This window comes from Porticoccus sp., assembly GCF_965660005.1.
Taxonomy (GTDB): domain Bacteria; phylum Pseudomonadota; class Gammaproteobacteria; order Pseudomonadales; family Porticoccaceae; genus Porticoccus.
The window spans coordinates 17,180-43,890 of sequence record NZ_CBFHYF010000008.1; the positions used below are offsets into that span (position 1 = coordinate 17,180).

At 54.0% G+C, this 26,711-nt stretch carries 25 protein-coding genes and 1 tRNA gene; 4 read left to right on the forward strand and 22 right to left on the reverse strand.

Annotated elements, in window-relative coordinates:
• Positions 1 to 28: 28 nt before the first annotated feature.
• From ACTF5G_RS03430 to ACTF5G_RS03460, 7 genes are all read right to left on the reverse strand, one after another.
• Positions 29 to 1,351, reverse strand: a complete 1,323-nt coding sequence (locus ACTF5G_RS03430) for a short-chain fatty acid transporter (RefSeq protein ID WP_438951417.1) — start codon at positions 1,349 to 1,351, stop codon at positions 29 to 31.
• Between the two features lie 105 nt (positions 1,352 to 1,456).
• The gene (locus tag ACTF5G_RS03435) at positions 1,457 to 2,260 is read right to left on the reverse strand and encodes a symmetrical bis(5'-nucleosyl)-tetraphosphatase (protein ID WP_438951418.1); all 804 of its coding nucleotides are present in this window, start codon (positions 2,258 to 2,260) and stop codon (positions 1,457 to 1,459) included.
• On the reverse strand, positions 2,257 to 2,625 hold the full coding sequence (apaG, locus tag ACTF5G_RS03440; protein WP_438951419.1) for a Co2+/Mg2+ efflux protein ApaG: 369 nt from the start codon (positions 2,623 to 2,625) through the stop codon (positions 2,257 to 2,259). Before apaG ends, ACTF5G_RS03435 begins: the two co-directional genes overlap by 4 nt.
• A complete protein-coding gene (gene rsmA / locus ACTF5G_RS03445) occupies positions 2,622 to 3,425 on the reverse strand; it encodes a 16S rRNA (adenine(1518)-N(6)/adenine(1519)-N(6))-dimethyltransferase RsmA (RefSeq protein ID WP_438951420.1) in 804 nt (267 codons plus the stop codon). The genes apaG and rsmA overlap by 4 nt, the downstream gene beginning before the upstream one ends.
• Positions 3,422 to 4,399 carry a 4-hydroxythreonine-4-phosphate dehydrogenase PdxA gene (gene pdxA / locus ACTF5G_RS03450; RefSeq protein ID WP_438951459.1) on the reverse strand — a complete coding sequence of 326 codons (978 nt, stop codon included), beginning with the start codon at positions 4,397 to 4,399 and terminating at the stop codon, positions 3,422 to 3,424. Before pdxA ends, rsmA begins: the two co-directional genes overlap by 4 nt.
• Positions 4,399 to 5,694, reverse strand: coding sequence for a peptidylprolyl isomerase (locus ACTF5G_RS03455; RefSeq protein WP_438951421.1), 1,296 nt, complete (start codon positions 5,692 to 5,694; stop codon positions 4,399 to 4,401). The genes pdxA and ACTF5G_RS03455 overlap by 1 nt, the downstream gene beginning before the upstream one ends.
• A gap of 17 nt (positions 5,695 to 5,711) precedes the next feature.
• On the reverse strand, positions 5,712 to 8,426 hold the full coding sequence (locus ACTF5G_RS03460; RefSeq protein WP_438951422.1) for an LPS-assembly protein LptD: 2,715 nt from the start codon (positions 8,424 to 8,426) through the stop codon (positions 5,712 to 5,714).
• Between the two features lie 129 nt (positions 8,427 to 8,555).
• On the opposite strand from ACTF5G_RS03460, the gene ACTF5G_RS03465 reads away from it, so the two are divergent.
• From ACTF5G_RS03465 to ACTF5G_RS03475, 3 genes are read left to right on the forward strand one after another with little or no spacing between them, the layout of a single operon-like run.
• Entirely contained in the window at positions 8,556 to 9,599 is a 1,044-nt protein-coding gene (locus ACTF5G_RS03465) for an aminoglycoside phosphotransferase family protein (RefSeq protein WP_438951423.1), read from the forward strand.
• A gap of 12 nt (positions 9,600 to 9,611) precedes the next feature.
• The gene (gene murU / locus ACTF5G_RS03470) at positions 9,612 to 10,325 is read left to right on the forward strand and encodes an N-acetylmuramate alpha-1-phosphate uridylyltransferase MurU (RefSeq protein WP_438951424.1); all 714 of its coding nucleotides are present in this window, start codon (positions 9,612 to 9,614) and stop codon (positions 10,323 to 10,325) included.
• A gap of 28 nt (positions 10,326 to 10,353) precedes the next feature.
• Positions 10,354 to 10,776 carry a hypothetical protein gene (locus ACTF5G_RS03475; RefSeq protein WP_438951425.1) on the forward strand — a complete coding sequence of 141 codons (423 nt, stop codon included), beginning with the start codon at positions 10,354 to 10,356 and terminating at the stop codon, positions 10,774 to 10,776.
• Here ACTF5G_RS03475 and holA read toward each other — a convergent pair.
• The 8 genes from holA to miaB form a co-directional block, all read right to left on the reverse strand.
• Positions 10,732 to 11,787, reverse strand: coding sequence for a DNA polymerase III subunit delta (gene holA, locus ACTF5G_RS03480; RefSeq protein WP_438951426.1), 1,056 nt, complete (start codon positions 11,785 to 11,787; stop codon positions 10,732 to 10,734). The genes ACTF5G_RS03475 and holA overlap by 45 nt on opposite strands.
• Positions 11,771 to 12,304: an LPS-assembly lipoprotein LptE gene (locus tag ACTF5G_RS03485; RefSeq protein ID WP_438951427.1), complete on the reverse strand. Its 534-nt coding sequence runs from the start codon at positions 12,302 to 12,304 to the stop codon at positions 11,771 to 11,773. Before ACTF5G_RS03485 ends, holA begins: the two co-directional genes overlap by 17 nt.
• Before the next feature lie 46 nt (positions 12,305 to 12,350).
• Positions 12,351 to 14,846 (reverse strand): leucine--tRNA ligase, encoded by a 2,496-nt coding sequence (gene leuS, locus ACTF5G_RS03490; protein ID WP_438951428.1) that lies wholly within the window; start codon positions 14,844 to 14,846, stop codon positions 12,351 to 12,353.
• A gap of 128 nt (positions 14,847 to 14,974) precedes the next feature.
• Positions 14,975 to 16,471 (reverse strand): apolipoprotein N-acyltransferase, encoded by a 1,497-nt coding sequence (lnt, locus tag ACTF5G_RS03495; RefSeq protein ID WP_438951429.1) that lies wholly within the window; start codon positions 16,469 to 16,471, stop codon positions 14,975 to 14,977.
• A gap of 31 nt (positions 16,472 to 16,502) precedes the next feature.
• Complete coding sequence (locus tag ACTF5G_RS03500) at positions 16,503 to 17,339, reverse strand: HlyC/CorC family transporter (protein ID WP_438951430.1); 837 nt, start codon at positions 17,337 to 17,339, stop codon at positions 16,503 to 16,505.
• Complete coding sequence (gene ybeY, locus ACTF5G_RS03505) at positions 17,332 to 17,820, reverse strand: rRNA maturation RNase YbeY (RefSeq protein ID WP_438951431.1); 489 nt, start codon at positions 17,818 to 17,820, stop codon at positions 17,332 to 17,334. The genes ACTF5G_RS03500 and ybeY overlap by 8 nt, the downstream gene beginning before the upstream one ends.
• Positions 17,817 to 18,857 (reverse strand): PhoH family protein, encoded by a 1,041-nt coding sequence (locus ACTF5G_RS03510; protein ID WP_438951432.1) that lies wholly within the window; start codon positions 18,855 to 18,857, stop codon positions 17,817 to 17,819. The genes ybeY and ACTF5G_RS03510 overlap by 4 nt, the downstream gene beginning before the upstream one ends.
• A 113-nt stretch (positions 18,858 to 18,970) precedes the next feature.
• Positions 18,971 to 20,335, reverse strand: a complete 1,365-nt coding sequence (gene miaB / locus ACTF5G_RS03515) for a tRNA (N6-isopentenyl adenosine(37)-C2)-methylthiotransferase MiaB (protein WP_438951433.1) — start codon at positions 20,333 to 20,335, stop codon at positions 18,971 to 18,973.
• Between the two features lie 148 nt (positions 20,336 to 20,483).
• Between miaB and ACTF5G_RS03520 the strand changes: the two genes are divergently transcribed.
• A complete protein-coding gene (locus tag ACTF5G_RS03520) occupies positions 20,484 to 20,825 on the forward strand; it encodes a DUF1820 family protein (RefSeq protein ID WP_438951434.1) in 342 nt (113 codons plus the stop codon).
• A gap of 71 nt (positions 20,826 to 20,896) precedes the next feature.
• Here the strand turns inward: ACTF5G_RS03520 and ACTF5G_RS03525 are convergent, their stop codons facing one another.
• The 7 genes from ACTF5G_RS03525 to ACTF5G_RS03555 all read right to left on the reverse strand — a co-directional run bounded on the left by ACTF5G_RS03525 (position 20,897) and on the right by ACTF5G_RS03555 (position 26,703).
• Complete coding sequence (locus ACTF5G_RS03525) at positions 20,897 to 22,174, reverse strand: aminotransferase class I/II-fold pyridoxal phosphate-dependent enzyme (protein WP_438951435.1); 1,278 nt, start codon at positions 22,172 to 22,174, stop codon at positions 20,897 to 20,899.
• A 538-nt stretch (positions 22,175 to 22,712) separates the two neighbouring features.
• A tRNA-Met gene (locus ACTF5G_RS03530) sits at positions 22,713 to 22,789 on the reverse strand.
• A gap of 163 nt (positions 22,790 to 22,952) precedes the next feature.
• On the reverse strand, positions 22,953 to 23,180 hold the full coding sequence (locus ACTF5G_RS03535; RefSeq protein ID WP_438951436.1) for a hypothetical protein: 228 nt from the start codon (positions 23,178 to 23,180) through the stop codon (positions 22,953 to 22,955).
• 41 nt (positions 23,181 to 23,221) lie between these two features.
• A complete protein-coding gene (locus ACTF5G_RS03540) occupies positions 23,222 to 24,169 on the reverse strand; it encodes a PQQ-dependent sugar dehydrogenase (protein ID WP_438951437.1) in 948 nt (315 codons plus the stop codon).
• 114 nt (positions 24,170 to 24,283) lie between these two features.
• On the reverse strand, positions 24,284 to 25,375 hold the full coding sequence (gene ychF / locus ACTF5G_RS03545) for a redox-regulated ATPase YchF (protein WP_438951438.1): 1,092 nt from the start codon (positions 25,373 to 25,375) through the stop codon (positions 24,284 to 24,286).
• A gap of 29 nt (positions 25,376 to 25,404) precedes the next feature.
• Positions 25,405 to 25,992, reverse strand: coding sequence for an aminoacyl-tRNA hydrolase (gene pth, locus ACTF5G_RS03550; RefSeq protein WP_438951439.1), 588 nt, complete (start codon positions 25,990 to 25,992; stop codon positions 25,405 to 25,407).
• Between the two features lie 54 nt (positions 25,993 to 26,046).
• Entirely contained in the window at positions 26,047 to 26,703 is a 657-nt protein-coding gene (locus ACTF5G_RS03555) for a 50S ribosomal protein L25/general stress protein Ctc (protein ID WP_438951440.1), read from the reverse strand.
• Positions 26,704 to 26,711: the final 8 nt, after the last annotated feature.

A 26,711-nucleotide genomic window follows, 5' to 3' on the forward strand; every position in this document is an offset into this window, starting at 1 on the left:
CGCAGTAGGCAGGTTAGTTGCCAGCCAGTCAGAACAGTAACAACAGTGCTGTGCCGTAGACAAGGCCTGACCAGAGTAGGGCCACGGTGCAGTAACCCATAATATCCTTGATACCCAACCTGGCAATGCCCAATAAAGGCAGGGCCCAGAATGGCTGGATCATATTCGTCCAGGCATCACCCATGGCGACAGCCATGGCAGCCTGATTTAGCGGAATGTTGAGTGATTGTGCGGCAGGAATGACAATCGGTGCCTGGATCGCCCACTGTCCGCCGCCGGAAGGGATAAAAAAATTCATCACGCCAGCACTGAGGAAAGTGAACAGGTTAAACGTGTGTTCATTGGAAATACTGATGAACCATTCAGATACCGATGCCGCCAGGCCGGATTGGGCCATCATACCCATGATTCCGGCATAAAGTGGGAATTGCAATACAATACCTGACAGGCCTTTTACCGCCTCGTTGACAGCAGCGAGGTAGCTTTTCGCTGAGCGGTGTAGTAGTAGCCCCATGACTAGGAAGACAAAGTTGACGGTATTCAGCCCAAGACTGCCGCCGTGACTAAAAAATTCAAACAGGTAGGCGCAGCCCAGTATGCCGAGCATCAGAGTAGGCAATCGGCTGTGCTCAATCCGGTCTGCGGGGGTATCGATTCTGATGGGAATATCTTCGCTGAGGCCCATCTGTTCCGGGGTAACCTCACGGATATCGCTGGCTGGCGGCAGCATCAGTCTGAAGACAACAGGCAATGTTACCAGCATCACCAGGCAAATGAGGAGAATCTCCCAGCTGAAGATTGTCTCTGACAGAGGGATTGAGGTCTCGCCCATCAATTTGCTGATGATGTCACCATCCGCCACGGCAATTTTCAGTGGGATTGAGCCGGACAGTCCTGCATGCCAGATCACCATTCCCGAGTAGGCCGATGCCACCAGAAGAGGGTAGTCAACGCCCCTGACATGGCGTGCAATTTCCCGCGCCAGCAAGGCGCTGGTGATCAGTCCGAACCCCCAGCTTATCCAGCCACAAATCAATGCGATTGTGGTCATGAGAATGATGGCTTGGCCGGGGGTCTTGGCCAGACAGGCCAGTGATCGCAGCAGTTTTTTTACCGGCGCAGTTTGCGCCAACACACTGCCAGTGACCAGCGTAACAGTAACCTGCATGGAAAATACCAGCAGGTTCCAGACGCCATCCCCCCAAAAGTGAACCATATCGGATGGCCGTTGTGTTTCACCCAAAATACCCGCCAGAAGAACAATAAAGGTCAGAAAAATGGCAAAGATAAAGGCATCGGGCATCCAGCGCTGCATAATACGGGTAAACAGGTTGGACAGAGAGCGAATCATTTGCGTTACCGTGTCATTATCATTTATGGGTTGGTTGCAAAATCAGGGCACTATTCTAGCGGCTTCACTGTTGATCTGAAATGGGTTGCCACAAAGTGATATTTTTTATAAACGTTGGTGTAGGCAGTCGCCGGTATCCAGGTTCATCAATCGCATTGGGCCGCCCCAGACACAACCAGTATCCATCGGAAACAGGTTGCTGCCGCAAGGTTGTCCCTGCATGGCCGCCCAGTGGCCAAAAATGATTTTCGATTGGCGGGCCCTTCGATGCGGGTGGCTGTACCATGGCGCATAGCCAGGCGGTGGCTCGTTTGGTGGTAATTTGCTGCGAAGTTCCAGTTGCCCCGATGCCGAGCAGAAACGCATTCGTGTGAAATAGTTGGTGATCAGGCGCCAGCGTATCTGGCCGCTGAGCCGGTCATTCCACTGGTCGGGCTGATCACCATACATGGCTTGAAAGAATGCGCTTGCCTGTTCCGGTTGCCGAAGAACCCGGCCGATTTCACTTGCCAGTGTCAGCGCTTCATCTCGGCTCCATTGTGGCGGAATTCCCGCATGAACCATCAACCAGTTGTCCTTTGCGATCACAAGGGGTTGTAACTGCAACCAGTTGAGCAATTGATCCCGGTCCGGGGCCTTCAGGATAGGTTCCAGTGTGTCATTTTGGTTGGGCGCACGCACGCCGTGAGCGATGGCCAGCAAGTGCAGGTCGTGGTTGCCCAATACCATTTGGAAGGATGTTCCCAACTGGTGGCAGAAACGCAAGGTATCGAGCGAATCAGGCCCTCGGTTAACGATATCTCCCACCGACCACAGGCAGTCTTTGCCAGGTTCAAAATGGACTTTCTTCAGCAGTTGCTGCAGTGGCTTCAGGCAGCCTTGCAGGTCACCTACTGCATAGATGGTCAATGCACAGTTCCGGGGACAGATAACAGAAAGGCCGGTATCGGAGCATCAAACGGTTCTCCCTGGTCGCTCACCATTTGATAGCTGCCCTCCATCGTGCCCACTTGGGTATCCAGGACGACACCGCTGCTGTATTGGAAAGATTCACCGGGGGCAATCAGTGGTTTTTCGCCTACCACTCCAGGCCCCTGAACCTCTTTAACCTTGGCGTTGCCGTCCGTGATGATCCAGTGACGACTGATCAGTTGAGCTGTTGTATCCCCCAGGTTGCGTATAGCAATATGGTACGCAAAAGTAAATTTATGGTTGCCTGGTTCGGATTGTCCAGGAAGATACTCTGGCGTGACCTCGACGACAATCCGGTTCATTGCAGCGCTCCTATCTGGTTGCTGAGGTGAACAAAATCCGCCACGCTAAGATTTTGTGGGCGAAGTGATATATCAATATCAAGTTGCTCAAGCTGAACTGAGTCGAGCATATGTTTCAGAGTGTTGCGCATGGTCTTCCGCCGTTGCTGGAAGCTGGCGCTAACCAGTTTGGTCAGTAACTTCAGGTCGTTAGCGATGATGGGTGGCTGACTGTACGGCAGCAGTCGAACAATAGCGGATTCCACCTTTGGTGTCGGCCTGAAAGCCGTTGGTGGAACCTTAAACAACGGCTGTACATGACTGTAATACTGCACCATCACACTAAGCCTGCCATAGCTCTTGTCGTTGGGTGAGGCTGCCAATCGATCCACTACCTCTTTTTGTAGCATGAAGTGCATATCCTCGATCTGCTGACTGAAACCCAGCAAATGGAAAATCAGCGGTGTTGATATGTTGTAGGGCAGATTACCAATAATACGCATTGCCTGACCAGGCTGATAAAACTGAGCGAAATCGGTTTTCAGTGCGTCCCCCTGGTGAATCTGAAAATCCGGGTAGTCGACAAATTTTTCTCTGAGGATAGGTATCAGATCACGATCCAGCTCCACCACTTTGAGCGAGGGGCATTTCGCCAATATCGGCTCAGTGATGGCTCCGTGGCCGGGGCCAATTTCGATAATGTTTTGTCCCGGTTTTGGAGCAATGGCCGCAATGATTTTATCGATCACATGATGATTGACCAGAAAATTCTGGCCAAACCGCTTGCGGGCCTGGTGTTGATAAGGTTCACCCCGGTTCATCGGCAGGTATTTGCCATGCTGGTGGCCGTGGCGATGGCTGCGGTCAGACTGCCAGTGCTGGCAAGTTCCGTCCCCGCCAGATCCAGTGCTGTGCCATGGTCCACAGATGTGCGGATAATAGGTAGCCCGAGCGTGATATTGACCGCCTTGCCAAACCCCATGTATTTGAGTACGGGTAAACCCTGGTCGTGATACATGGCCAGTACGGCATCACACCGCTTCAGATACTTTGGCGTGAACAGGGTGTCTGCTGGCAGGGGGCCCTCAAGATGCATTCCCAGACTGCGCAGCTTGGCCAGTACAGGTTCTATCACCTCAATTTCCTCCATGCCAAGGTGGCCACCCTCGCCTGCATGGGGATTCAGTCCACACACCAGTATTCTTGGTGCTTGCAGACCAAATTTCTGCTGTAGATCCCTATGCAAAATAGCAATTGTCTCGGTTAAACCCGCTTGTGTAATCTGTCCGGGCACCTGGCTAAGCGGCAGATGTGTTGTAGCCAGTGCCACCCGTAGCCCCTCGGCAGCCAGCATCATGACGACCTTGTCTGTGCGGGTTTTTTCCGCCAGAAATTCGGTGTGACCCGTGAACGGAATACCTGCATCATTGATGATGCCTTTGTGCACCGGACCGGTGACCAGTGCCTGACAAATATTTTGTTGGCAATCTGCAAGTGCGGTGTTCAAGGTCTCCAATACGTAAAGGGCGTTGCGCGAATCGAGTTTACCGGGTTTGGCGGGCAGGCAAAGTTCAACCGGTCTGATAACGAGCTCCCCGGCCGTTAGTGGACAGGGGGGAAGGTCAATAGAGAATAGCCGCAATCGTAGTGGAAGGTTTAATTCTCTGGCTCGAGCCAGGAGCAGATCCGGATCTGCATACACGACCAGCTCTGCAGCATTTGGGCGCTGTGCCAATTTGATAATCAGATCGGGACCGATGCCCGCTGGCTCACCCGGTGTGATAGCAAGTCTGATCACAATTTGATGTCTACAAATGCCTCGTCACGTATTTCCCGCATCCAGATTTGCAGCTCTTCATCGAACTTGCGTCTTCGGATGATGTTTTCAGCCTGACGACGTTTTATTTCGTCACTGAAATCCTGGCGGCGACGTTCGGTTACCTGCAGGATATGCCAGCCAAACTGAGTGCGAAAAGGTTCGCTGACGTCCAGCGTATCAATACTGGTCATGGTTTCCTCAAACTGCGGTGCGAATTGTCCCGGGAGGGACCAGCCGAGATCCCCGCCTCCCAGGGATGTACCGATATCCTCAGAGTGCTTTTTGGCTATTTCAGCAAAGTCGGCACCGTTGATGATATCGGCACGCATGTTTTCCAGCATGGCCTTGGTATCGTCTTCACTGCGAATCTCGTTAGGTTTGAGCAGAATATGACGGACTTTGTGTTGCTGGACAATTTGCTCGTCGCCACCCCGGCGATCATAGAGCTTGAGCAGATGATAGCCGGCGTCACTACGAATCGGCATGCTAACTTCGCCGGGGGCCAGTTTGTCCACGGCGCTGACAAAAATGCCGGGCAGCTGGGTTGTTTTCCGCCAGCCGAGATCCCCCCCCTGAAGTGCATCCTGTGCGCCTGAATTGGCAATTGCCAGGCTTTTGAAATCTGCACCATTCTGCAGTTCTTCATAGAGTTCACGAGCCTTCTGTTCTACCCTGGCTACATCCTCGCGAGGGGCTCCTGAAGACAGAGGCAACAGAATGTGACCAAGGTTGACATCCGGCGATGACCATTGTTGACCCTCTTCCGAGACCAGAAAATTATTTACTTCCTGTTCGCTGATGTAGATACGGCGGTTAACAGCACTTTCCTGAACCCGGTTGATGAGAAGCTCATTGCGTAGTTGCTGTCTAAGCGATGTCGGGTCGATGCCGCTCCGATGTGCATCCTCGACCATTTCTGCAACTGTCTGCTTCCGGCTTTCTGCCATTCTTTCCATGGCCTGGCTGACCTCCTCGTCGCTGATGCGCACGCCCATGCGTTGTGCACGGCTAAGCTGCAGGCGTTCCAGAATCAGGCGATCAAGAACCTGTGGAATCAGCACATCCTCGGAGGGAATTTCGGTGTCACTGTTTTTCAGTCGTGCATAGATGTCAGCTACCCGCTCCTCAAGCTCGCTGGCCATGACCACGTCATCGTCAACCACGGCGACAATATGATCGAGCGCCACCTCTTCTGAGCTTGCCGGCAATGCCAAAGCAAGGCCCAGCAGGAGTAGGCTGAAAAAAGTGGTTGTTTTACTGCATATACTCATAATCCGGCTCATGTGCATTAGTAATTGCTTTGTGGTTCATACCCATAGATGCCATCCTCAAGAATGGATTCCACTTTGCTGCCAGTGCCGGCGAGACCTTTGAACTGAATCTGGAAGAACACCCCATTGTCGTGCTCCAGATCTTCATCCGGGAGCAAAATGAAGTCATTCCTGTCGAGCCAACGGCGACCTACAACACTCACTTTCCAGCAGCAACTTTCATACTGGAGGCCAAACAGGGTTTCCAGATCCCGGCTGCTGGTCAGGTCATAATTGTATCGCCCGATAAGGCTCAAGCTGCGTGAGATAGGCAGAATGGTTGAGAAATCTGCCTGTTCAATATCGCTATCAATTTCAATGAATTGATTTCCGATATCGGAAAGGCGGGGCACTCTGCGGTTAAACCGATAACTCAAATTTACTATTTTGTTGTTGCGATCATTGTAACGCAGGCTGGCGTTACCCCGATCGAGTTCACTGTCATCTTCATCGTAGAGTAAGTCGGCCTGGAAGCGGAGGTGTTCACTGAGCCGCATGGCAAATTCAGCCGCATAAGCGGAATCATCGCGCAGCAGGTCGGCAGCGATATCACGTTGCAGGCGGTTCAAGTCATCAGGATCATTCAGACCCTTCAGGAAAGACTTGCTCAGGTTGGGATTCAGGGAGACATAGCGGTCGCTCAGGTAAAATATCTGACCAATGCTGCCCCGCAACCATTCAATACCGCTCGACTGCTCCACCAAACGACTGGTTAGCCCGAGGGAAATTTGCTCGGTATCGCCAATGCGGTCGCCACCGACAAAACGGTCTTCCCGGAACAACTGATTGTAGGTAAATGTCATCTGCGACGTGTCAAAATCCGGCAAATCACTCTGGTCTTCATACTTGGTATGCACCATGTACAGACGCGGCTCAAATGTCTGGGTAAAACCCGTGAGCATGGTGGTGTCCCGCTCCATAAACAAACCGGTATCGATTACGCCAACCGGCACCGTGACCGAAGGGCTGTCATCAGTCTGCCCCAGCAGGGGGTTGTCCAGGTTGTAGGACAGGTGCTTGAGGGTGACCGAGGGTCGGAAGTAACCCCAGGCCCACTGTTTGTCCCAGGCTACCCCATAATCCATGCGCAAGCGGTCGCCGGTCACAAAGGTGCCTTTTTCATCTTCAAAAAACGTTTCACCCTGGAGATAGCCGGGCAGGGCATCGTTTTTGTCATCGTGGTCGAAAGCGGTGAACTGGTTCTGCAGGTTAAAGACAAAATCGCCAAGGCGATAATTTCCCTTGGCCTCCAGTTGGGGCAGCATCTGGTACTGGTCAATCCGGTTGGGATCATCCGTGATCGTCTGGAACTCCTGCCCCTTGATACCAAATAACCAGTGATTCGTGCGGTAACTGCCTGAAACCAGCTGGCGCAGATAGGTCTGGCTGTTGACTTCGAGCGTCGCGTTGTCGAGATCGCGGAAGTATTCGCTATCGCTGACCTTGGTGTAATCAACGCGGGTTTCCCAGCGTTTGCCGATACCACCCAGGTGATCCAGATTGACCAGCCAGCGATCTTCACCCTCAAAATTCCTGATGTCAGAGACTTCGGACGGATCATCGTCCCGATCGTCGCCGCCGTCATCGTCCGAGAGGAATGCGCTACTCAATATGGTGTTGGTCAGCTTCGACATATGCCGGACTTCGACCTCGGCCATGGGTCCGCGCTCCTGAATATAGCGGGGTGTAATAGTGGCATCGTAGTTGGGTGCCAGGTTCAGGTAGATGGGCTGCGCATAATCGATACCGTTTTCATCACCGATATCAAAGCTGGGGAACAACAGACCGGAGGCGCGACGATCATCAATCGGGAAACGTATCCAGGGGGCATACAGTATCGGTACATCCTGGACTTCGAGGCGCACATGTCTGGCAGTCGCAATCCCGGTTTCAGGGTTGATGTCAAGTTTACTGCTGACCAGCTGCCAGGCTTTGCTGCCCGGTTCACAGGTGGTATAAGTGGCGTTATCAATGTAGAAGACTTCATCTACCCGGTTGGCCTGGGTGGCTGTACCGCGCACACCAGATTCGTGGAACAGGTAACCGGCCTGCTCGATCTGCATGTCTTTGGAATCCATATTGATCTGAGCGCTGTCCGCGGTAATCAGTAGTCCCGGCTCGCGGAACTGGACATTGCCTTCAAGGTTGACGGTGCGTGTATTCTGGTCGGCTGTGGCGCTATCACTGCGAACCTGACGATATCCCTGGGTCAGCTGTACGTCGCCACGCAAGCGGGCAATGTTTTCCTGCTCCACTTCCGTAGATGCAGAGGCGACCCGCATGGATGCGTCTGCCGGATCCAGGTCGGCATCTTCGTAGTCTCTTTCGGGTTCTATATAGGCACCGCAGCATCCCGTGGCCATTTTTTCGCGCTCTTCATCGGTAAGCGCTTCTGCAGCAACCCAGTCCAGGTTGTTGGCGATCCTGACATCGGGGCCGCTATCTTCCGGTGGGATTACGGGTTCAGGGTGAGCGGGTCTGGGGAAAGCCCTGCCGGACATCTGCCTTTCGCCGCATGCCCAGCTGCCATCTGCCGCTGCACGACATTCCCATTGACTGTAGGAACCCTGATTGTCGGCGGCTACAGGCGCCGCAGCAAGCAAGCCAAAGAGCAATAATCCTGATGTCTGGGAGTACTGTGAGCGCAAGGCGTGATAGAGCCTGGTGCGGATATGACTCGTTTTTATGGGCATTCTGATTGTCCGTGTTCTCTTTGGGCAGGCGGTGTCTTAATGGCGACGGTACATTTTACCGATTCTGGGGCATCATGCGAGGGTTTGGGCTAGAATGACTAACCTTTTTTCTATATACCTTCCTCAAATATGTCTGACCACCAAAACCTTCAGCGATGGGTAGAGCATTCCCTGCCCTCGCAATTTCTGACATCGAATACACCACAGCTTTTTCCGCTCAGTGGTGATGCCGGTTTCAGGCGCTATTTTCGGGTAGCTTGTGTGCCGCCACTGATCGCAGTTTCCGCACCGCCAGAGCACGAGAATAATGAGGCTTTTGTTCGTATTGCCGGGTTGTTCAGGCGAGGGAATGTCCGGACGCCGTATATTTATGACGTCGATTACCAGCAGGGGTTTCTGTTACTTGAGGATTTCGGTGACCAGCTGCTGTTGCCGCTCCTGTCTGCTGAAACGGCGGATCAATTCTACCAAAAAGCGGAAGATACGCTGTTGGATTTGCAGTGCGTACCGCTCGCTGACAATAGCTTGCCTGTTTATAGCCGCCACCACTTACTTGATGAGATGCGGCTTTTTCCGGTGTGGTTTTTAAGTCAGCTGCTTGGGCTGGATGTTACGAATGAAGACAGCCGAATCATTGAGCAGGCTTTTGAGCAATTATTGGCGAACGCGCTTTCGCAGCCGGAAGTGATTGTCCACCGGGATTTTCACTCACGAAACCTGATGCCGCTTGCCGATGGCGAGATGGGAGTAATTGATTTTCAGGATGCGGTCAGAGGGCCGCTGACGTACGATTTGGTCTCGCTGCTTCGAGACTGTTATATTCGATGGCCCGCTGAGTATGTATCGGGGCGGGCACTCAATTACTTCCGGCGGGCTGTGGCGGCAGGTATTGCCGATACCGTACCGGATAGCCAGTTCTTGCGCTGGTTTGACCTGATGGGGCTGCAGAGACACCTCAAAGTGCTGGGCATTTTCGCCCGCTTGTGGCTTCGCGACGGTAAACAGGGCTATCTGGCGGATTTGCCATTGGTTCTCCATTACACCCTGAAGCAGTTGGCGCCGTATCCGGAATTACATGACTTCCAGGCATGGTTTGAAAAACGTGTGATGCCTGTGGCGCAAACACAGCCCTGGTATCAGATAAAACAAGCAGCGCCATTGACGGGCAAATAGAGGATAGCTGATATGAAAGCAATGATTCTCGCGGCGGGTTTTGGTGAAAGGCTCCGCCCTCTCACGGATGACACGCCCAAGCCATTGTTGCAGGTCGGTAACAAGCCCCTGATCCAATACCATGTGGAACGCCTGGTCCAAGCGGGTGTGCGTGAGCTGGTAATCAACACCTCCTGGCTGGGTGAGCAAATAGAGTCCTTCCTCGGTGATGGCTCGCGTTTCGGGGTGAGGATTGACTGGTCTCGTGAGACAGAACCGCTGGAAACCGGTGGTGGCATCCGCCGGGCTTTGCCACTTTTGGGCAGCCAGCCTTTTATTGTGATTAATGGCGATGTGTGGACTGACTACCCGCTTCAATCGCTGGTTGAACGGCGCTGGTCCGAGGACCTGGATGCGCATCTGGTACTGGTGCCGAATCCCCTGCACCATGCCGGTGGCGATTTCTCCCTGAATGTGAATCAACGTGTTGGTTATCCTCTGGCAGAGGATCAGACGTTCACCTTCAGTGGCATCAGTGTCATGAGGCCGGAGATGTTTGCCATGTTTTCCTCTGCCAGTGAACGCTTTCCCTTGCGGGACGTACTTGCCGGGGGGGTCCGGGGTGGCTATGTGTCGGGGGAGGTTTATCGCGGTACCTGGTGGGATGTGGGTACCCTTGAAAGGTTGCAGGCACTGAACCTATTGGTTTCGGGCCGGGAGGTCAGCCCGGGAAAAGTCGCAACTTGAATTGCGTTAATGGGCGGCACCAAATACGTTGGGATTGCAGTCTGGCCAGAAGTTGCTGGTTGCGGCCGATCCGCGAGTCCTTCTGGTGACCAATACCCTGTTCTGGCGAGCTGCACTCCTGTTTAGCTTGATCGTGGTATTACTGCTGGCTTTATTGCCCGTTGCGGACAAGGTGGTATTTTCCGGACAGGATAAGCTGGTACACGGTATTACTTTTGCGGCACTGTTTCTGTTGTCGAAGCAGAGCCTGCCGGCAGGCGCCTCCCTCTGGCCAATTTACCCAGGGCTGATCGGTTACGGTGTGCTAATGGAAGTGCTGCAGAACCTTACGGGTTATCGCCACATGGAGACGATGGACCTGTTGGCTGATTTGATGGGCCTGATAGCGGGACATCTAATGGTCGAACTAGTCCGGAAAACTCAGCGCAAGCCTCAGGCTTCCCGGCTTTAGGGTGGGGGTGCCGCAGAACATCAATAGCAGGATTGTCAGATCGTCCCAGGGATCGGCTATACGCATTCCCTTGATAGCGCGGTCTATGCCTGCGGCCAGTCGAAGCATCTGTTTTAACCGGGTCAGTTTCAGCCTCCTCAGAGTTTGCTTTACCAGTGGCTTTCGCTTCTCCCATATCCCCAGGTTTTTTAGCACCCAGTCGAGATGATCCCCATTTTCGAGCGCTTCAGCGGCCCTGATTAATGTGCGCAACTCGCGGGTCAATGCCCAAAGGATAATGGTGGGTTCGGCCCCCTCATCACGCAGCCCCCTCAGGGTGCGACAGACAGCCTGAGGATCGCCCTCCAGGGCCTTGTCCGCGAGTGTGAAGACATTGAAGCGGGCACTGTCGGCAACCACCGTTGACATGGTTTGACCATCGACTTCGCCGTCAGGTAGCAGCAACTTGAGCTTTTCAATTTCCTGAATTGCGGCGAGCAGGTTGCCCTCCACCCGGTCGGCGAGAATTTCCACCGCCTGGCGATCCGCTCTGATGCCGGCTTGCTGCAAACGTTTTCCAATCCAGCCAGGCAGCTGGTCAGGGGGCACCGGCCACGTTTGTATCAGTACGCCATGGCTTTCGATGGCTTTAATCCATTTGCTGCGCATAGCGGCAGCGTCCAGTTTTGGTGTGATAATAAGCAGCAGGGTGTCGTCAGTGGGTTTGCCGGTGTATTCCAGAAGAACCTTTGAACCCTTTTCTCCGGGTTTTCCGCCGGGCATCCGGATTTCAATGATTTTCTTGTCGGCGAACAATGACAGACTGTTCGCTTCAGTCAATACGGTGTTCCAGTCAAAACTACCTTCGGCGTGTAGGATTTCGCGTTCGGTGAAACCCTGCAAACATGCCTCAGCCCGGATGGCATCGGCTACCTCCTGAGCCAGCAGGGTTTCATCTCCGCTGACCAGATAAAGGGGGGCCAGCTCCCGCCGGGATAGGTGTGTGCCGAGTTGTTCAGCCTTCAGGCGCATTGGGTGGGCTGGTCGTCGAGCGGTTGGCAACAGCGTCGAGACGGCTGATGATCTGACGGATCAGATCACTCTGCATTTCTCGCCGCAACAGGTTGGCCTCATCTTCTTTCGACTGCACATCGTTTTCATCGAAATCAAAGAATCTGTCTGTGCTGAGGGTGGTGCGTTGTAACAGTGGCCGCCCATCAGACGCCAATATCATGATGGTGACTTCTTCGGTCAGCTGGTATTCAGACACTCGCACCGTGACGCTGACCGAGGCGGTTCTGCGGGAGTATTTCTGATCGAGAATCACAATGTTGTATTGTGCGTCAGTGGCGTTCTCTACCACCTCGATATCGCTGGCCTGCAGTGATCGCGAGAGGGCCTCATAAAAACTGCCAAAGCGACCCTGGCTGCTGATATGGACACTGGATACATTTTCAACGGTTCCGGTGCCCCGCAAGCGCCACCCGCAGCCGGTGATGATGGTGGTTACCAGCAAACCCGTTATGGCCAGACAAAAAAATCGTTTCATTGTTATTCCTTAGGTTGTCACCATCTCGGCGTGTTGTTACGGGTTGTCAGTTGGCAACGATATTGACCAGTTTGCCGGGCACCACGATTACTTTACGGATGGTTTGTCCCTCCGTAAAGCGCTGAACATTTTCGTGCGTCAGCGCCGCCTGTTCAATGGCTTCGCGATCTGCATCCACCTGAATGTCAATGTGAGCGCGAAGCTTGCCGTTGACCTGCACCACGATTTCCATGCAGCTTTTGACCAGCGCCGACTGGTCTGGAGTCGGCCAGCGTGTGTCCAGCAGACTTTCGGTGTGACCCAGTGCCTGCCAGAGGGCATGGCAGATATGCGGGACAATCGGTGCCAGTACCCGAACGGTAATAGTCAGTGCCTCCCGTTCCACGGCCCGCCCGTTAGCAGAGCTGCGATCCGCAGATTTGCCGAGTTCATTGAGCAGTTCCATCACCGCGGCAATGGCGGTATTGAAGGTCTGGCGGCGGCCGAAGTCATCGCTGACCTTGGCCAGTGTTTCATGGGCTTTGCGACGCAGATCCCGCTGTACCTGATCCAGTGATTCAGTGTCCAGAACACCGGGTGTCCCTGCCTCCAGGTGCCCGTGAACCATTTTCCAGAGTTTTCGCAAAAAACGATGAGCTCCTTCAACCCCGCTGTCATTCCATTCCAGTGACTGCTCCGGCGGCGCGGCAAACATGGTGAACAGCCGGACAGTATCTGCACCGTAACGGTCAATCAGCTGTTGCGGGTCCACAGTGTTGCCCTTCGATTTGGACATTTTAGCGCCGTCTTTGAGCACCATGCCCTGACAGAGGAGTCGGGTGAAGGGTTCATCGGAATGCAGCAGACCCTCGTCACGCATTAACTTGTGGAAAAACCTTGCATACAGCAGGTGCAGAATAGCGTGCTCGATGCCACCGATATATTGGTCAACAGGCAGCCAGTAGTTTGCAGCCTGGGTGTCCAGCATCCCGTCGGAGAAGTTCGGGGAGGTATAGCGGGCGTAGTACCAGCTAGATTCCATAAAGGTATCGAAGGTGTCTGTTTCCCGTTCGACGGTCTGGCCGTTGAGAACAACTTTACGCCATTCCGGGTCCGCTTTGATCGGTGAGTGCACCCCGTCCATCACCACATCCTCTGGCAGCAGTACGGGTAAACGGTCGGCTGGAACGGCAATTTCTCCATCGTCAGGAAGGTTCAGCATGGGAATCGGGGTGCCCCAGTAGCGTTGACGGGAAACGCCCCAGTCGCGCAAACGATAATTGGTTTTTATTTCGCCGAGATTCAGTTCGGTCAATTTGCCGGCGATGGCATCGAAAGCTTCTTCGGGGCTCAAACCGTCAAACTCCCCGGAGTTTACAGTCTCCAGCTCGCTGGTTTTCAAGGCATACCATTCCTGCCAGGCGACTGTGTCGAAAGGTCGGTGAGCGACATCAACTTTATTTTCGCGCAGCTGAAAAACCTGTTTGATGGGCAGCCCGTATTTGTTGGCGAATTCGAAATCCCGTTCGTCGTGAGCCGGCACCGCCATGATTGCGCCGGTCCCGTAATCCATCAACACATAGTTGGCGACCCAGACGGGTATCGTTTTACCGCTGATCGGATGGATGGCGTTGAGGCCGGTGGCCATGCCTTTTTTCTCCATAGTCGCCATGTCGGATTCCGACACAGATTGGGTCTTGCAGTGCTGGATAAAGGTTGCCAGTTCCGGGTTTGTTTTGGCCAGCGTCAGGGCAATAGGGTGCTCTGCAGCGATACTGGCGTAGGTGATGCCCATCAGGGTGTCGGGGCGGGTGGTGTATACCTCAAAGCGGTCGATGCCACCCACGCTCTGTTCCAGCTGGAAGCTGAATTGCATGCCGCGGCTCCTGCCAATCCAGTTGCGTTGCATGGTGCGGACCTGCTCCGGCCAGCCATCCAGTTTGTCCAGATCGTTCAGCAATTCGTCTGCATAAGCCGTGATTTTTATAAACCATTGCGGGATTTTTTTGCGCTCTACCTTGGTATCACAGCGCCAGCAACAACCGTCAATCACCTGTTCGTTGGCCAGTACGGTCTGGTCGTTGGGGCACCAGTTGACCGCCGCTGTTTTCCTGTACACCAATCCTTTCTCGTGGAGCCTGGTGAAAAACCACTGTTCCCAGCGGTAATAATCTGGTTTGCAGGTGGCCAGTTCACGGGACCAGTCATAACCAAAGCCCAATCGTTTCAATTGGGCTTTCATATACTCAATATTTTCGTAGGTCCATTTTGCCGGGGCGGTATGATGCTTGATCGCCGCATTTTCAGCGGGCAGGCCAAACGCATCCCAGCCCATGGGTTGCAAGACATTCTTGCCGAGCATCCGCTGGTAGCGGGCAATCACATCCCCGATCGTATAGTTGCGCACGTGCCCCATATGCAGCTTGCCACTTGGGTAGGGAAACATCGCCAGACAGTAGTATTTTTCCCTGCCGGGAATTTCGCTGACTTCAAAGGCGGCGGTTTCCTGCCAGTGTTGTTGGGCGGCAGTTTCTATTTCGCTGGGGTGGTATTGGTCTTTCATCGACACTCTGTATTGTGGGGTTGGGCATTGGGCCAGAAAAGCCGCTAATTATAGGCTAAAGGAAGGGGCAGACACAGCCCGGGATGTGTCTGATTGGCGAGCCACTTCTCAGGCTGGTGTGGTTTGCATCAGTTTGATCGGGATTTCCAGATAGCGCCGAACAGCATGATTAGCGAGAACAGCAAAATCGGTGTCGAGCCCCATTGACCGAAAGGGGTTTGACCACTATAGGGTGTCAGTTGACCTGTCAAAGTGCTGCGAGTAAAGGGGGGTATCGTGGAGATCACTTTGCCATGGTGGCTGATCAGGGCGGTAATGCCATCATTGGTGGCCCGGATCAGGGGTTTGCGATTTTCTGCCGCACGCATTCTGGCCATCTGAAAGTGCTGTTCCGGGCCAATGGATCGACCGAACCAGCTGTCGTTGCTGACGGTCAGAAGCAGATTTGACTGACTGGCAATAGCGGCCACCAGGTCTGGAAAAACTATCTCATAGCAAATGGCTGTGCCAATGCTGAAGCCGTTGGCATGAATCGGTTGCTGCTGGGCAGATCCCGGGCTGAAGATCGACATGGGCAGGTTCAGGAAGGCCATCGTCCCGCCAAGCCAGCGCTCAAAAGGAACATATTCGCCAAAAGGCACCAGATGCTGTTTGTGATAAATACCGCCTGCCGTACCGAGACCCATCACGGAATTGTGGTACTGCCGCGTTGTTGCATTGCGCGTTGGAATCCCCGTGATCAGCGCGGTGTTACTATCCAGCGCGCTTTTTGCCATGGCGGCAAGAAAGGGTTTCACCTGCTCTTCCAGCGCTGGCACGGCGGATTCAGGCCAGATGACCAGGTCATTGCCCAGTAATTCACGGGTGATCTGACGATTTTGTTCAAGAATGGTGGCAAGCTCCGTGCTGTCCCACTTCGCGGCGACGGGGAGTGCGGGCTGCATGATCCCAATACTCAGTGGCCTGCCGGCGGCGGTAGTCCATTGGGCAGACTGAAGATACCAGCCCGTCGTCCAGCCCAGCACTGTGAGTAAGGCGACGTTGCCGAGGATAAATGGTTTTCTGGGAATGGCGACGATGCCGATAAGCGTGCCGGATAATGCGGAAATCCAGCTTATCCCCAGTACCCCGGTTATGGGTGCCCACCCCGAGAGCCAGGTGTCAATGTGGCCATAGCCGAGATACATCCAGGGGAAACCGCTGAATAACCAGCTGCGAGTCCACTCTCCCAAAACCCATATGCTGGGAAAAGCGAGCACCATACTACCGGCTGTACGGTTGAATCCTGTGCCGTATAGCATAAATGGCAAGGCAAAAAGCACGGCCAGCAGCAACACGAACAGGGATGTCAGCAACAGGGCGAGAGGCACGGAAGCGTGACCGTGGTCGTGGATGCTGATGAATACCCAGGATACTCCGACGCCAAACATGCCGAGTCCAAACCACAGGGCGCGCCAGAAGCAGTCGGACGGACGTAGATCCTTGAGCAGAATAACCAGACCGGCAACAGACATCAGGCCGATGGGCCACCAGGTCCAGGGCGCGAGTGATAGTGGCAGGGCGGCACCAAACAGTAGCCCGAAGAGGTGTCCTCTGATTTTGGGAGGAGAAGCAGTAAATCCCATAATGGATGGTGGCCCGGGCCAGATGGCAAGACTAGTCTTTGATTCGCAATTCCAGCAATTTGACCTGCCGGTTGTCGCCCTCTGCGACACGAAATACAAAATGGTTCAAGTCGACGGTCTCATCGACTTTCGGCATGCGGCCAAATGCCTGAACGATAATGCCACCAATGGTGTCGAATTCCTCATCACTGATTCCGACATCGAAAAACTCATTGAAATCCTCAATGGGCGTCAGCGCGTCCACCAGGTAACTGTTGTCCTGCTGGGGACGAATCATGGCATCCTCATCTTCGTCGGTCTCATCTTCGATGTCACCGACAATTTCCTCGAGAATGTCCTCAATGGTGATCAACCCGGCAATACCGCCATATTCGTCAATGACGATCGCCATGTGGTAGCGCTGCTCGCGGAATTCCCGCAACAGCACATTCAGCCGTTTGCTCTCCGGGATAATGGTGGCCGGTCTGATCACATTGGCAATCTCGAAATTCTCGCGACCGGTAAGCAACAGCGGTAATAGCTCCTTGGCCAGCAGAATGCCGACGATGTCATCGGCATTTTCGCCGATCACCGGAAAGCGGGAGTGACTGGACTCAATGACCAGTTCGAGAATATCTTCAAGGCTGGTGTTCTGTTGAATCACGACCATTTGTGTACGGGGGATCATGATTTCCCGCACCTGTTGATCGGAGACGTGTAGGGCCCCTTCAATAATCTCCAGTGCATCGTGGTCGATGATGCCATTGTCGTATGCGGACCGCAGGGTGTCCGCCAGCGCCTCCCGCGATTGTGGTTCAGAGGAAAAGGCAGTGGCCAGTTTGCCTAACCAGGACTTTTCCTGCGAGCCATTCAAGTCGTCATCAGTCATGAGGTATCTGCTGCTCCGAAGCATCATACTGTTGGTATGGGGGCGAGAAGCCCAAGTCTGTCAGTATACGGGTTTCAAGTGCTTCCATTATATCCGCATCATTATCTTCAATATGGTCGTGGCCGATCAAATGCAGACAGCCATGAACCACCATATGTGCCCAGTGCGCCTCGATGGATTTGTGCTGCTCGCCAGCTTCGCGTTCGACAACTGGGGCGCAAACAACCAGGTCTCCGAGCAGCGGAAGCTCCAGATCCGGAGGCAAATCGGCCGGAAACGACAGCACATTGGTCGGGCCTTCCTTGTGGCGATAGCGTCGGTTCAGCTCGGCACTTTCGGCTTCACTGACAATTCGCACGCTAAGCTCGGCGGTCTGTCGGACATTGGACAGTGCTGCGGTAGCCCAGCAACGCAGCTGTTTTCTGTCCGGTATCCGGCCCACTTTGCCATAGGCATTTTCGATGTCGAGCAGAAGCTTCATTGCGGGGCGTCTTTGGTCTCTTCCTGCTCGAAGGCATCATAGGCATCAACAATCTGCTGTACCAGCGGGTGGCGTACCACATCCTTTGAACCAAAGAACGTAAAGCTGATGTCCTCGACATCTTTGAGCACCTTGCAGACGTGAAGTAAGCCAGAGTGGCTGGGTCGCGGCAGATCGATCTGGGAGGTATCCCCGGTAATCACCGCAGTGGAGCTGAAACCGATTCTGGTGAGGAACATCTTCATCTGTTCCCTGGTGGTGTTCTGGCTTTCGTCAAGAATAATGAAGGAGTTGTTTAATGTCCGGCCGCGCATGTAGGCAAGTGGTGCCACCTCAATGACATTCCGATCAATCAGTTTGGCCACAGTTTCAACGCCGAGCATTTCGTATAGTGCGTCATAGAGCGGACGCAGATAGGGGTCCACCTTTTGACTCAGATCTCCGGGCAAAAACCCAAGCTTTTCGCCGGCTTCAACGGCAGGGCGCACCAGTAGAATCCGCTCCACTTCGTCTCGCAATAATGCTTCTACCGCGCAGGCCACCGCCAGATAGGTCTTTCCCGTTCCGGCAGGGCCCACCCCAAAGTTGATGTCGTGGGTCTGTACGGCACGCACATAGCGTTGCTGGCTCAGCCCTCTGGGTTTGATGTTGCCCTTTTTGGTGCGGATCACCGTCTGCGTTATACCGTTCTCTGTCTCGATGACATTCATGTCAGCTGCAGTTGTGGTCGCAAAATGTTCCATAGGTATTCCAGCGGTGGATTGTTGAATGGCAAGGTGAATGTGGTCGGGTGTCAGCTCATCACTGTCAACCGCTTCCTGGTAAAGTTGCTGGAGTAGTCCGCCGGCTGCCTTAGCGGCGTTTTGGTCGCCAAACAGGGTGAAGGTATTGCCACGGTTGCGAATCTCGATTTTCAGCCGCTGTTCTATTTGCCTTAGATGTTCGTCGAATTGCCCGCAGAGTATTGCTAGGCGACGGGTGTCGCTGGGTTCCAGCGTGATAGTGTGTGTTGCCGTCTGTAGATTCAAATTTTCCAATAGGCCGCCCTCTGCGGCTACGTATGTAGGGCAAGCATATAACCTTTATCCGGGTCTGAAAATAGTTTTGCTTGATGTTTAGTGTGGCGAGACGGATTTATCAGCGGAGTTGCTTATCCTGTGCTGTTTTCCGTTTCGGTCATCAGGCACCCGCGCAGCGAATTGGGTAACGCCTCGATAATGCCGACCTTGGCAAACTGGCCGATCAGTTGATGATCGGTGGCTGGGAAATTGACAACACGGTTGTTTTCGGTGCGGCCCTGCAGTTGACCGGGATCCTTTCGTGAAATGCCGGTGATCAGGATAGTCTGTTCCGTGCCGACCATTTGTTCACTAATGCCTGTAGCATGCTGGCTGATCCGGCTTTGCAGGATTTGCAGCCGTTGCTTCTTGATGCTTTCGGGTGTGCTATCGGGCAAATCGGCTGCCGGTGTGCCAGGACGGGCACTGTAGACAAAGCTGAAGCTGTGATCAAAGCCGATATCCCCTATCAGCTTGAGGGTATCCTCGAAATCTTTCTCGGTCTCACCGGGGAAGCCAATGATGAAGTCGGATGAAATGCTGATATCCGGCCGGATCTGACGCAGCTTGCGAATTTTTGATTTGTATTCCAGCGCGGTATGGCCGCGTTTCATCACTGCAAGAATTCGGTCCGAGCCGCTTTGTACCGGCAGGTGAAGGTGGCTGACCAGCTCGGGTACTTCGGCGTAGACCGCAATAAGACTGTCCGAAAATTCCACTGGATGGGAAGTGGTATAGCGAATGCGGTCAATGCCTTCAATTCCCGCCACATAACCAATCAGTTCTGCCAGGTCACAGATGTTCCCGTCGGGCATACTGCCGCGATAGGCGTTGACATTCTGTCCCAGCAAATTGACTTCCCGAACACCCTGTCCGGCCAGGTGAGCAACTTCTGCCAGCACATCTGCTGCCGGGCGGCTGACCTCTTCACCCCGTGTATAGGGCACGACACAGAATGTGCAGTATTTTGAGCAGCCTTCCATAATCGAAACAAAGGCTGTGACACCGTCGGCCTCCGGTTGGGGAAGGCGATCAAATTTCTCGATTTCCGGGAAGCTGATATCCACGATGGTTGTGCCATCCCCCCGCTTTCTCTCGGTGAGCATTTCCGGTAACCGGTGCAACGTCTGGGGGCCAAACACCAGGTCCACATAAGGTGCACGCGAGGCAATAGCGTTACCTTCCTGGCTGGCGACACAGCCGCCCACCCCGATAACCAGCTCCGGGTTGCGCGTTTTCAGGTGTTTCCACCGGCCGAGTTGATGAAAAACCTTCTCCTGGGCCTTTTCCCGGATTGAGCAGGTGTTCAGCAGCAGAACATCGGCATCTTCCGGGTTGTCCGTCACCACCATCTGATGGCTATCCCCCAGCAGGTCGCGCATGCGCGATGAATCGTATTCATTCATCTGACAACCGTGGGTAACAATGTGCAGTTTTTTGATTTTTGGCTCGGACATAATGGCGGACTATGGATACATCTGAAGGGTCGCACAGTATACCGGTCGGCAGAGATGAATCCCACAGGATGCGGTCTGATTGGGTGAAATTTGTGCAGATTGTGGTATCCTCTCGCGCCTTTGATAAACCGGTGAGCAGGCAGTTTGTATGGCATCAACCCCCGTGTACAAAATTGTATTTTTCAATCAGGGTCAGGTTTACGAGATCTATGCCCGACAAGTCTACCAGAGTGATTTGTGGGGTTTTCTGGAAGTCGAGGAGTTTGTGTTTGGCGAACGCTCCCAGATGATTGTCGATCCTTCCGAGGAAAAGCTGAAGAACGAGTTTTCTTCCATCAAGCGGAGCTTTATTCCACTGCATTCTGTGGTGCGCATTGATGAGGTGGAAAAGGAGGGTTCCTGCAAGATTATTGAGGTCAAGGGCGGTGCCGGCAATGTTACCCCTTTCCCCTATCCAGGCGTTGCCCCGAAACCAAAAAGCGATCGATAGTTAACAGATATCCCACTACTGAATTAAAACAAAAAAGGGCAGCCCGAGCTGCCCTTTTTACTGTCGGTGGATCAGGCCCCGAGTCGCTGATTCACTGAGGCCAGCTTTACGGCATTACAGAATACGGCCATAGCACGGTCGATGTCCTCCACGGTGGGAAATGACGGTGCCAGACGGATATTTTTATCGTCCGGGTCTTTGCCGTAGGGGAAGGTGGCCCCCGCCGGGGTCAGTTTAACCCCCGCTTCTGCGGCCAGCCGAATGACCGCGCTGGCGAGTCCGGGGCGTGTATCGAAGGAAATAAAGTAACCGCCATCGGGGGGGCTCCACTCTCCCAGGTCGGAATCGCGGAAGTTTTCCTCCAGATGTTGCAGGGCACAGGCAAAACGCGGTCGCAGCAGTTCGGCATGCCTGGCCATGTGGTTGCGCAGTTCTGTCATATTGCCAATCATTTTCAGGTGGCGAAGCTGGTTCACCTTGTCCGGGCCGATAGTGGCAATCTCCAGGTGTTTTTTCATGGTGTTCAGATTGGCTTTGCTGCCCGCCATAAAGGCCACTCCTGCACCAGCGAAGGTTATCTTGGAGGTCGACCCGAATTGCAACACGCTATTTTCGGTGCCCTGTTTTTCACAGAACGCCATGATATTGGCCAGTTCGGCAGGCGAATCCTTCAGGTCGTGAACTGCGTAGGCGTTGTCGTAGAAGACCCGAAAATTCGGTGCAGCAATGCTGCCCAGCTTGGCCAGCCGTTCGATGGTGTTGGCACTGTAGATACAGCCGGTGGGGTTGGAGTACTTGGGGACACACCAAATCCCCTTGATGCCGGGGTCATTGCGGATCAGGGCTTCCACGACATCCATGTCCGGACCATCGTTGTTCATCGGTACGTTGACCATCTCTATGCCAAATTTCTCGCAGATCGCGAAATGGCGATCGTAACCGGGCACCGGGCAGAGAAACTTGATGGCCCCTTCATGTCGCCAGGCCGAGTCCGGCCCGCTCAAACCAAACTGCCAGGCAAACAGGACGCTGAAATACATCAGTGTCAGGCTGCTGTTGCCCCCCACCAGAATTTCCTCAGCTTTGACGCCGAGCATGTCCGCCGCCAGTTGACGCATGGCGGGCAAGCCGTCCAGGCCGCCGTAATTACGGGTGTCCGTTCCGTCGGCCGAAAAATAGTTGCCATCGAGAATCCCATCCAGGACATTGGCCAGTGATAGCTGAGCCGCTGAGGGCTTGCCCCGGGTCAGATCCAGATTAAGTCCGCTGGACATAAAGCGCTGATGGTTGGCAAAAAGTTCTTCTTGCCAGTCTTGCAACTGTTGACGGGTTGCTTGTTCGACGTACACAGGGAATCCTCGTTATCTGGTTGGGTTGGTGCTTATGGTCCTATGCAAGGAGAGTTCAATTTTACAGGCCCTGGCCTTGCGGACACCTTAATTGTCAATAAACAAGATATTAATTCTGATTGGCTCGGAGAGGTCTGGCCTGTTAGGTGGCCGGCAAGCGAATCACGGCATACCGATCAAAGTAAAATTCACTGAACAGGAAACGGGGCGAGTATAAATTGATGGACTTGTCTCGGCAACTTCAGGCGGGTTGCCTGGTTGTCGGGGCACTGAAATTAACACTCCGGTCGGGGTGGTGGAGACGTTCCCATTCAGCCGGATTGTTGATGTGCTGGCAGTGTTGATAAATCGTTGTCGTAACTGGCCACTTATCAAAAAACACCGGTCTCTAATAATAGTGTGCCGGTACTACCTAATAAGTGGGGGGGAACTCTCTCCGATTGCGCGGGAGCCGATATGAGAAAAAAATGATGGTTGCCGATTCGTTTGGTCAGCCAGTGACTACCATCGACACCTGCACGTCAGTCACTGAATGAGATGGTAGCTACGGGTGGACTTGAACCACCGACCCCAGCATTATGAATGCTGTGCTCTAACCAGCTGAGCTACGTAGCCATTGCCTGAATAACGGGCGCGAATTTTCTCGATTTTACCGGATGTTGTCAAGGCGTATTCACCGCCGGAGACAGTTGATGCCTGAGAGCAAATAGCAGTGTCATGATGACTGCGCTTATCTGTTCAGGTCGGTATTTCAGGCTGTCTCTTTGTCTGTTGAAAATTAATGGTGACGTACCCGATAAATGGCTCCGGCGTAGTCATCCGAGATAAAAATGCTACCGTCTATCCCCTCCTCGATGTCTACCGGGCGACCGATGACCTTATTGTCGGGGCGCAGGAAGCCGCTGGCGAAATCCTCGCTGGTGATTTCCCCCTGCCGATCCCAGTGCAGGGCAACGACTTTGTAACCATCCGGTTCGGTACGGTTCCAGGAGCCGTGCAGTGCCACCAGAGCGGTGCGCCGGTACCTTTCCGGACGGTCGGGATGCTTTAAAAACTCATGCCAAGCGGCGCATTGTGGGCCCGAAAGCCAAACACAGGTGGAATACTCTTGGCGAGGAGGGCAGCTTTATTCTCCGCCGACTCGCGCTGCCCAAAATCGGGATCGAGGTCGCCAAACCCGTTGATATAGGGCCAGCCATAAAAACCACCTGCTTCGATCTGGTTCAGTTCGCAGGGAGGGAAATTGTCACCCAGCCGATCCCGGCCATTGTCCGTGGCGTAGAGGCGGTTATCCCAGGGGGCCCAGTCAAAGCCCACGCTGTTGCGCAGGCCAGTGGCGTAAATCTGTTCGCCTGAACCGTCCGGTCGGTAGCGCATCATGGCGACTCGTCGGGGATCGGTTTCCTCGCAGACGTTACAGCTTGAACCGACTGTGAGATAAAGCCAGCCATCGGCACCAAACTGGATCGTCCTGGTCCAGTGGCCACCGGTATCAGGGAGGTCGGTGATCAGTTGCTGATACTCGCCCTGGGTTGATGCCGTTGACCAGTTTATGGCGATACGACCTACCGCATGGGTCTCGGCGATATAAAGCCAGGACGTCTCACCGTCCTGGAAAATGTCGAGTCCGTGTGGGCGGTTCAGGCCGCTGATGAGCGGGATGCGCTCATCAGCCATATCGGTGTCGTCAGTATCAGCCAGGAGATAGACTGTGCCGGTTTTCGGCGATCTGACCAACAGTTGACCGGTGGGGGTGGTTTTCATAAAGCGGGCATTGGGAATGTTGTCGGCAAAAAGTGTGAGTTCAAACCCCTCGGAAATGGTCAGTTGATCGGGAATGCTCTCCAGCTCGGCAGGACTGCCGGTTCCAGTCAGAGTGTTGATCAATACGAGGACGCTGCTGATCTGAAATCCCGGCACATGGCGGGTCAGAACAACCAGCAGCAGGACCGCCAGCAGAAGCGCAAGGATAAGGACCTTCAGTGATTGGATCATTGCTTCATTATAGGGGTTGATGGCAGTCCGTAGAGCAAAACGCCCGCATCGGCGGGCGCAGCAGTTTTTGGCTGGCGGGGAAAGGTGTGAATAAATCTTCCGGCTGTAGAGCGCTCAGACGTTAAAGCGAAAATGGATGACATCGCCATCTCGGACAATGTATTCCTTGCCTTCGAGGCGCCATTTGCCGGCATCCTTGGCGCCCTGCTCACCATTGCCGATGACAAAGTCTTCATAGGCAATGACTTCGGCCCGGATAAAACCTTTCTCAAACTCGGTATGGATTTTGCCCGCTGCCTGTGGCGCCGTGGCGCCCACGGGAATCGTCCAGGCGCGCACTTCCTTTACTCCGGCGGTGAAGTAGGTTTGCAGTCCCAGTAGTGAATAGCCGGCGCGAATCACCCGGTTCAGGCCGGGTTCTTCCATACCCATCTCCTGCAGGAAGTCGAGTTTTTCGTCGTCGCCCAGTTCCGCTATTTCTGATTCCAGTTTATTGCAGATAGGGACGACGATCGCATGTTCTGCGGCGGCTATTGCATTGACTTGATCGAGATAGGGGTTGTTTTCAAACCCGGTTTCATCGACGTTGGCAATATACATGGTGGGTTTCAGCGTCAGCAGGTTCAGCGAGCGTATTGTTTTCAGCTCCTCGTTGGTGAGGGCCAGTGAGCGCAATGGTTTTGCCTCATTGAGATGGGGCTGTGCTTTTTCCAGCACCACTTTTATCGCCATGGCTTCCTTATCCTGACCCTTGGCCGCCTTGGCCACGCGCAGTAAGGCTTTTTCCACCGTATCCAGATCGGCGAGTGCTAACTCGGTATTGATGATTTCAATATCCGATACCGGATTGATTTTGCCCTCGACATGCACCACGTTGTCGTCGTCAAAACAGCGCACCACATGGGCAATGGCATCGGTTTCGCGAATATTGGCGAGAAATTTATTGCCCAGCCCTTCGCCCTTGGAGGCCCCGGCAACCAGTCCGGCGATATCGACAAACTCCATGGTGGCGGGAACGATACGCTCCGGCTTGACGATGGCGGCGAGTTTGTCCTGACGGGGATCCGGTATGGGCACGATCCCGGTGTTTGGCTCAATCGTGCAGAAAGGAAAGTTTGCCGCGTCAATCCCCGCCTGGGTCAATGCATTGAAGAGAGTGGATTTGCCCACATTCGGTAGACCGACGATACCGCAGTTAAAACCCATGACTATATGACCTCAATACCGTTGTTGGTTTAGGGGGTGATTGAGTGCAGCGCTTTCATGGCGCTGTTCCACTGGCCATTAACAGCGGGCTCTATTGTTTTGATGGCATTCTCGATACTCTGGTCAATCAATTGTTGTTCGGAGCTCGGTGCTCGCCGCAACACGAAATTGACCACCTCGCTGGCGTGGCCGGGATGGCCGATCCCGATGCGCAGGCGCGCGAAATCACGATTGTTTGCCAGTGCAAGAATCGTGTCTTTCAGGCCGTTGTGACCGCCATGTCCACCGCCCAGCTTGAACCTGGCGATACCAGGATTGAGATCCAGTTCGTCGTGGGCCACCAGAATGGCTTGGGGGCGAATCCGGTGGAACCCGGCAAGGGCTGCAACGGCCTTGCCGCTGCGGTTCATGAACGTGGTAGGAACCAACAGCCAGACCAGGTTGCCGTTGATCACGGCTTTGCCGGTGAGGCCAAAATATTTATTGTCGGCTTTCAGGCTGACCCCGTAGTGACTGGCGAGCGCCAGAACGAAATCAGCCCCGGCATTGTGACGGGTTCGATCATATTGGGGGCCGGGATTACCCAGCCCCACAATAAGTTGAACAGGTGTGTCCAATGTCGGGGCCCGCTAACGCGAACAGTAAGTGCTAAGGGAGCAACTCCCCCGTACTTACTCTTCGTCGCCGTTGCTTTCTTCGGTAGTACCACCTTCTTCATCACCCGCATCTTCCTCAGTAGCGGCTGATTTGGGTTTGTTGACGGTGAATACGGGCAAATCATGCTCTTCGCCGTGACTCAAAGCCACGCTCTCAACACCAGCGGGCAGCTTGATATCCGAGATGTGTAGAATCTGGCCAATTTCAACAGCGGCAACATCCAGTTCAATGAACTCGGGCAGGTCTGCGGGTAAACAGGTAATGTCCAGCTCGGTCATGGTGCGAGAGATAATGCCGCCGCCGGGTTTCACGCCCACGCAGGTCTCTTCATTGGTGAAGTGGATCGGCACTTTGGTGTGAAGTTTCTGGGTTTTGCTCACCCGCAGAAAATCTGCATGCATGATGGTTGGTTTGGATGGGTGACGCTGTACATCTTTCAGAATCACCTGCTGGGACTCGCCCGCCACATTCAGCGCAATAATGTGCGAGTAAAACGCTTCGTTATCCAGCGCATGTGCCAGTTCGTTGTGGGCGATACTGATACTTTGTGGTGCTTTTTGACCACCGTAAATGATGGCGGGCACCTGGTTAGCCAGACGACGCAGGCGGCGGCTCGCACCTTTCCCCATGTCCTCGCGGGCCATAGCATTCAATTGAAAATCATTGGACATTGCCTTGA

What these genes read in the sequence shown, in the direction of transcription:
- ACTF5G_RS03430 (WP_438951417.1), bottom strand. Translation starts at nt 1,351, where the DNA reads ATGATTCGCTCTCTGTCCAACCTGTTTACCCGTATTATGCAGCGCTGG.
- apaG (WP_438951419.1), bottom strand. Translation starts at nt 2,625, where the DNA reads ATGAACCGGATTGTCGTCGAGGTCACGCCAGAGTATCTTCCTGGACAA.
- rsmA (WP_438951420.1), bottom strand. Translation starts at nt 3,425, where the DNA reads ATGAACCGGGGTGAACCTTATCAACACCAGGCCCGCAAGCGGTTTGGC.
- ACTF5G_RS03455 (WP_438951421.1), bottom strand. Translation starts at nt 5,694, where the DNA reads ATGAGTATATGCAGTAAAACAACCACTTTTTTCAGCCTACTCCTGCTG.
- ACTF5G_RS03460 (WP_438951422.1), bottom strand. Translation starts at nt 8,426, where the DNA reads ATGCCCATAAAAACGAGTCATATCCGCACCAGGCTCTATCACGCCTTG.
- ACTF5G_RS03465 (WP_438951423.1), top strand. Translation starts at nt 8,556, where the DNA reads ATGTCTGACCACCAAAACCTTCAGCGATGGGTAGAGCATTCCCTGCCC.
- murU (WP_438951424.1), top strand. Translation starts at nt 9,612, where the DNA reads ATGAAAGCAATGATTCTCGCGGCGGGTTTTGGTGAAAGGCTCCGCCCT.
- holA (WP_438951426.1), bottom strand. Translation starts at nt 11,787, where the DNA reads ATGCGCCTGAAGGCTGAACAACTCGGCACACACCTATCCCGGCGGGAG.
- ACTF5G_RS03485 (WP_438951427.1), bottom strand. Translation starts at nt 12,304, where the DNA reads ATGAAACGATTTTTTTGTCTGGCCATAACGGGTTTGCTGGTAACCACC.
- leuS (WP_438951428.1), bottom strand. Translation starts at nt 14,846, where the DNA reads ATGAAAGACCAATACCACCCCAGCGAAATAGAAACTGCCGCCCAACAA.
- lnt (WP_438951429.1), bottom strand. Translation starts at nt 16,471, where the DNA reads ATGGGATTTACTGCTTCTCCTCCCAAAATCAGAGGACACCTCTTCGGG.
- ACTF5G_RS03500 (WP_438951430.1), bottom strand. Translation starts at nt 17,339, where the DNA reads ATGACTGATGACGACTTGAATGGCTCGCAGGAAAAGTCCTGGTTAGGC.
- ybeY (WP_438951431.1), bottom strand. Translation starts at nt 17,820, where the DNA reads ATGAAGCTTCTGCTCGACATCGAAAATGCCTATGGCAAAGTGGGCCGG.
- miaB (WP_438951433.1), bottom strand. Translation starts at nt 20,335, where the DNA reads ATGTCCGAGCCAAAAATCAAAAAACTGCACATTGTTACCCACGGTTGT.
- ACTF5G_RS03520 (WP_438951434.1), top strand. Translation starts at nt 20,484, where the DNA reads ATGGCATCAACCCCCGTGTACAAAATTGTATTTTTCAATCAGGGTCAG.
- ACTF5G_RS03540 (WP_438951437.1), bottom strand. Translation starts at nt 24,169, where the DNA reads ATGATCCAATCACTGAAGGTCCTTATCCTTGCGCTTCTGCTGGCGGTC.
- ychF (WP_438951438.1), bottom strand. Translation starts at nt 25,375, where the DNA reads ATGGGTTTTAACTGCGGTATCGTCGGTCTACCGAATGTGGGCAAATCC.
- ACTF5G_RS03555 (WP_438951440.1), bottom strand. Translation starts at nt 26,703, where the DNA reads ATGTCCAATGATTTTCAATTGAATGCTATGGCCCGCGAGGACATGGGG.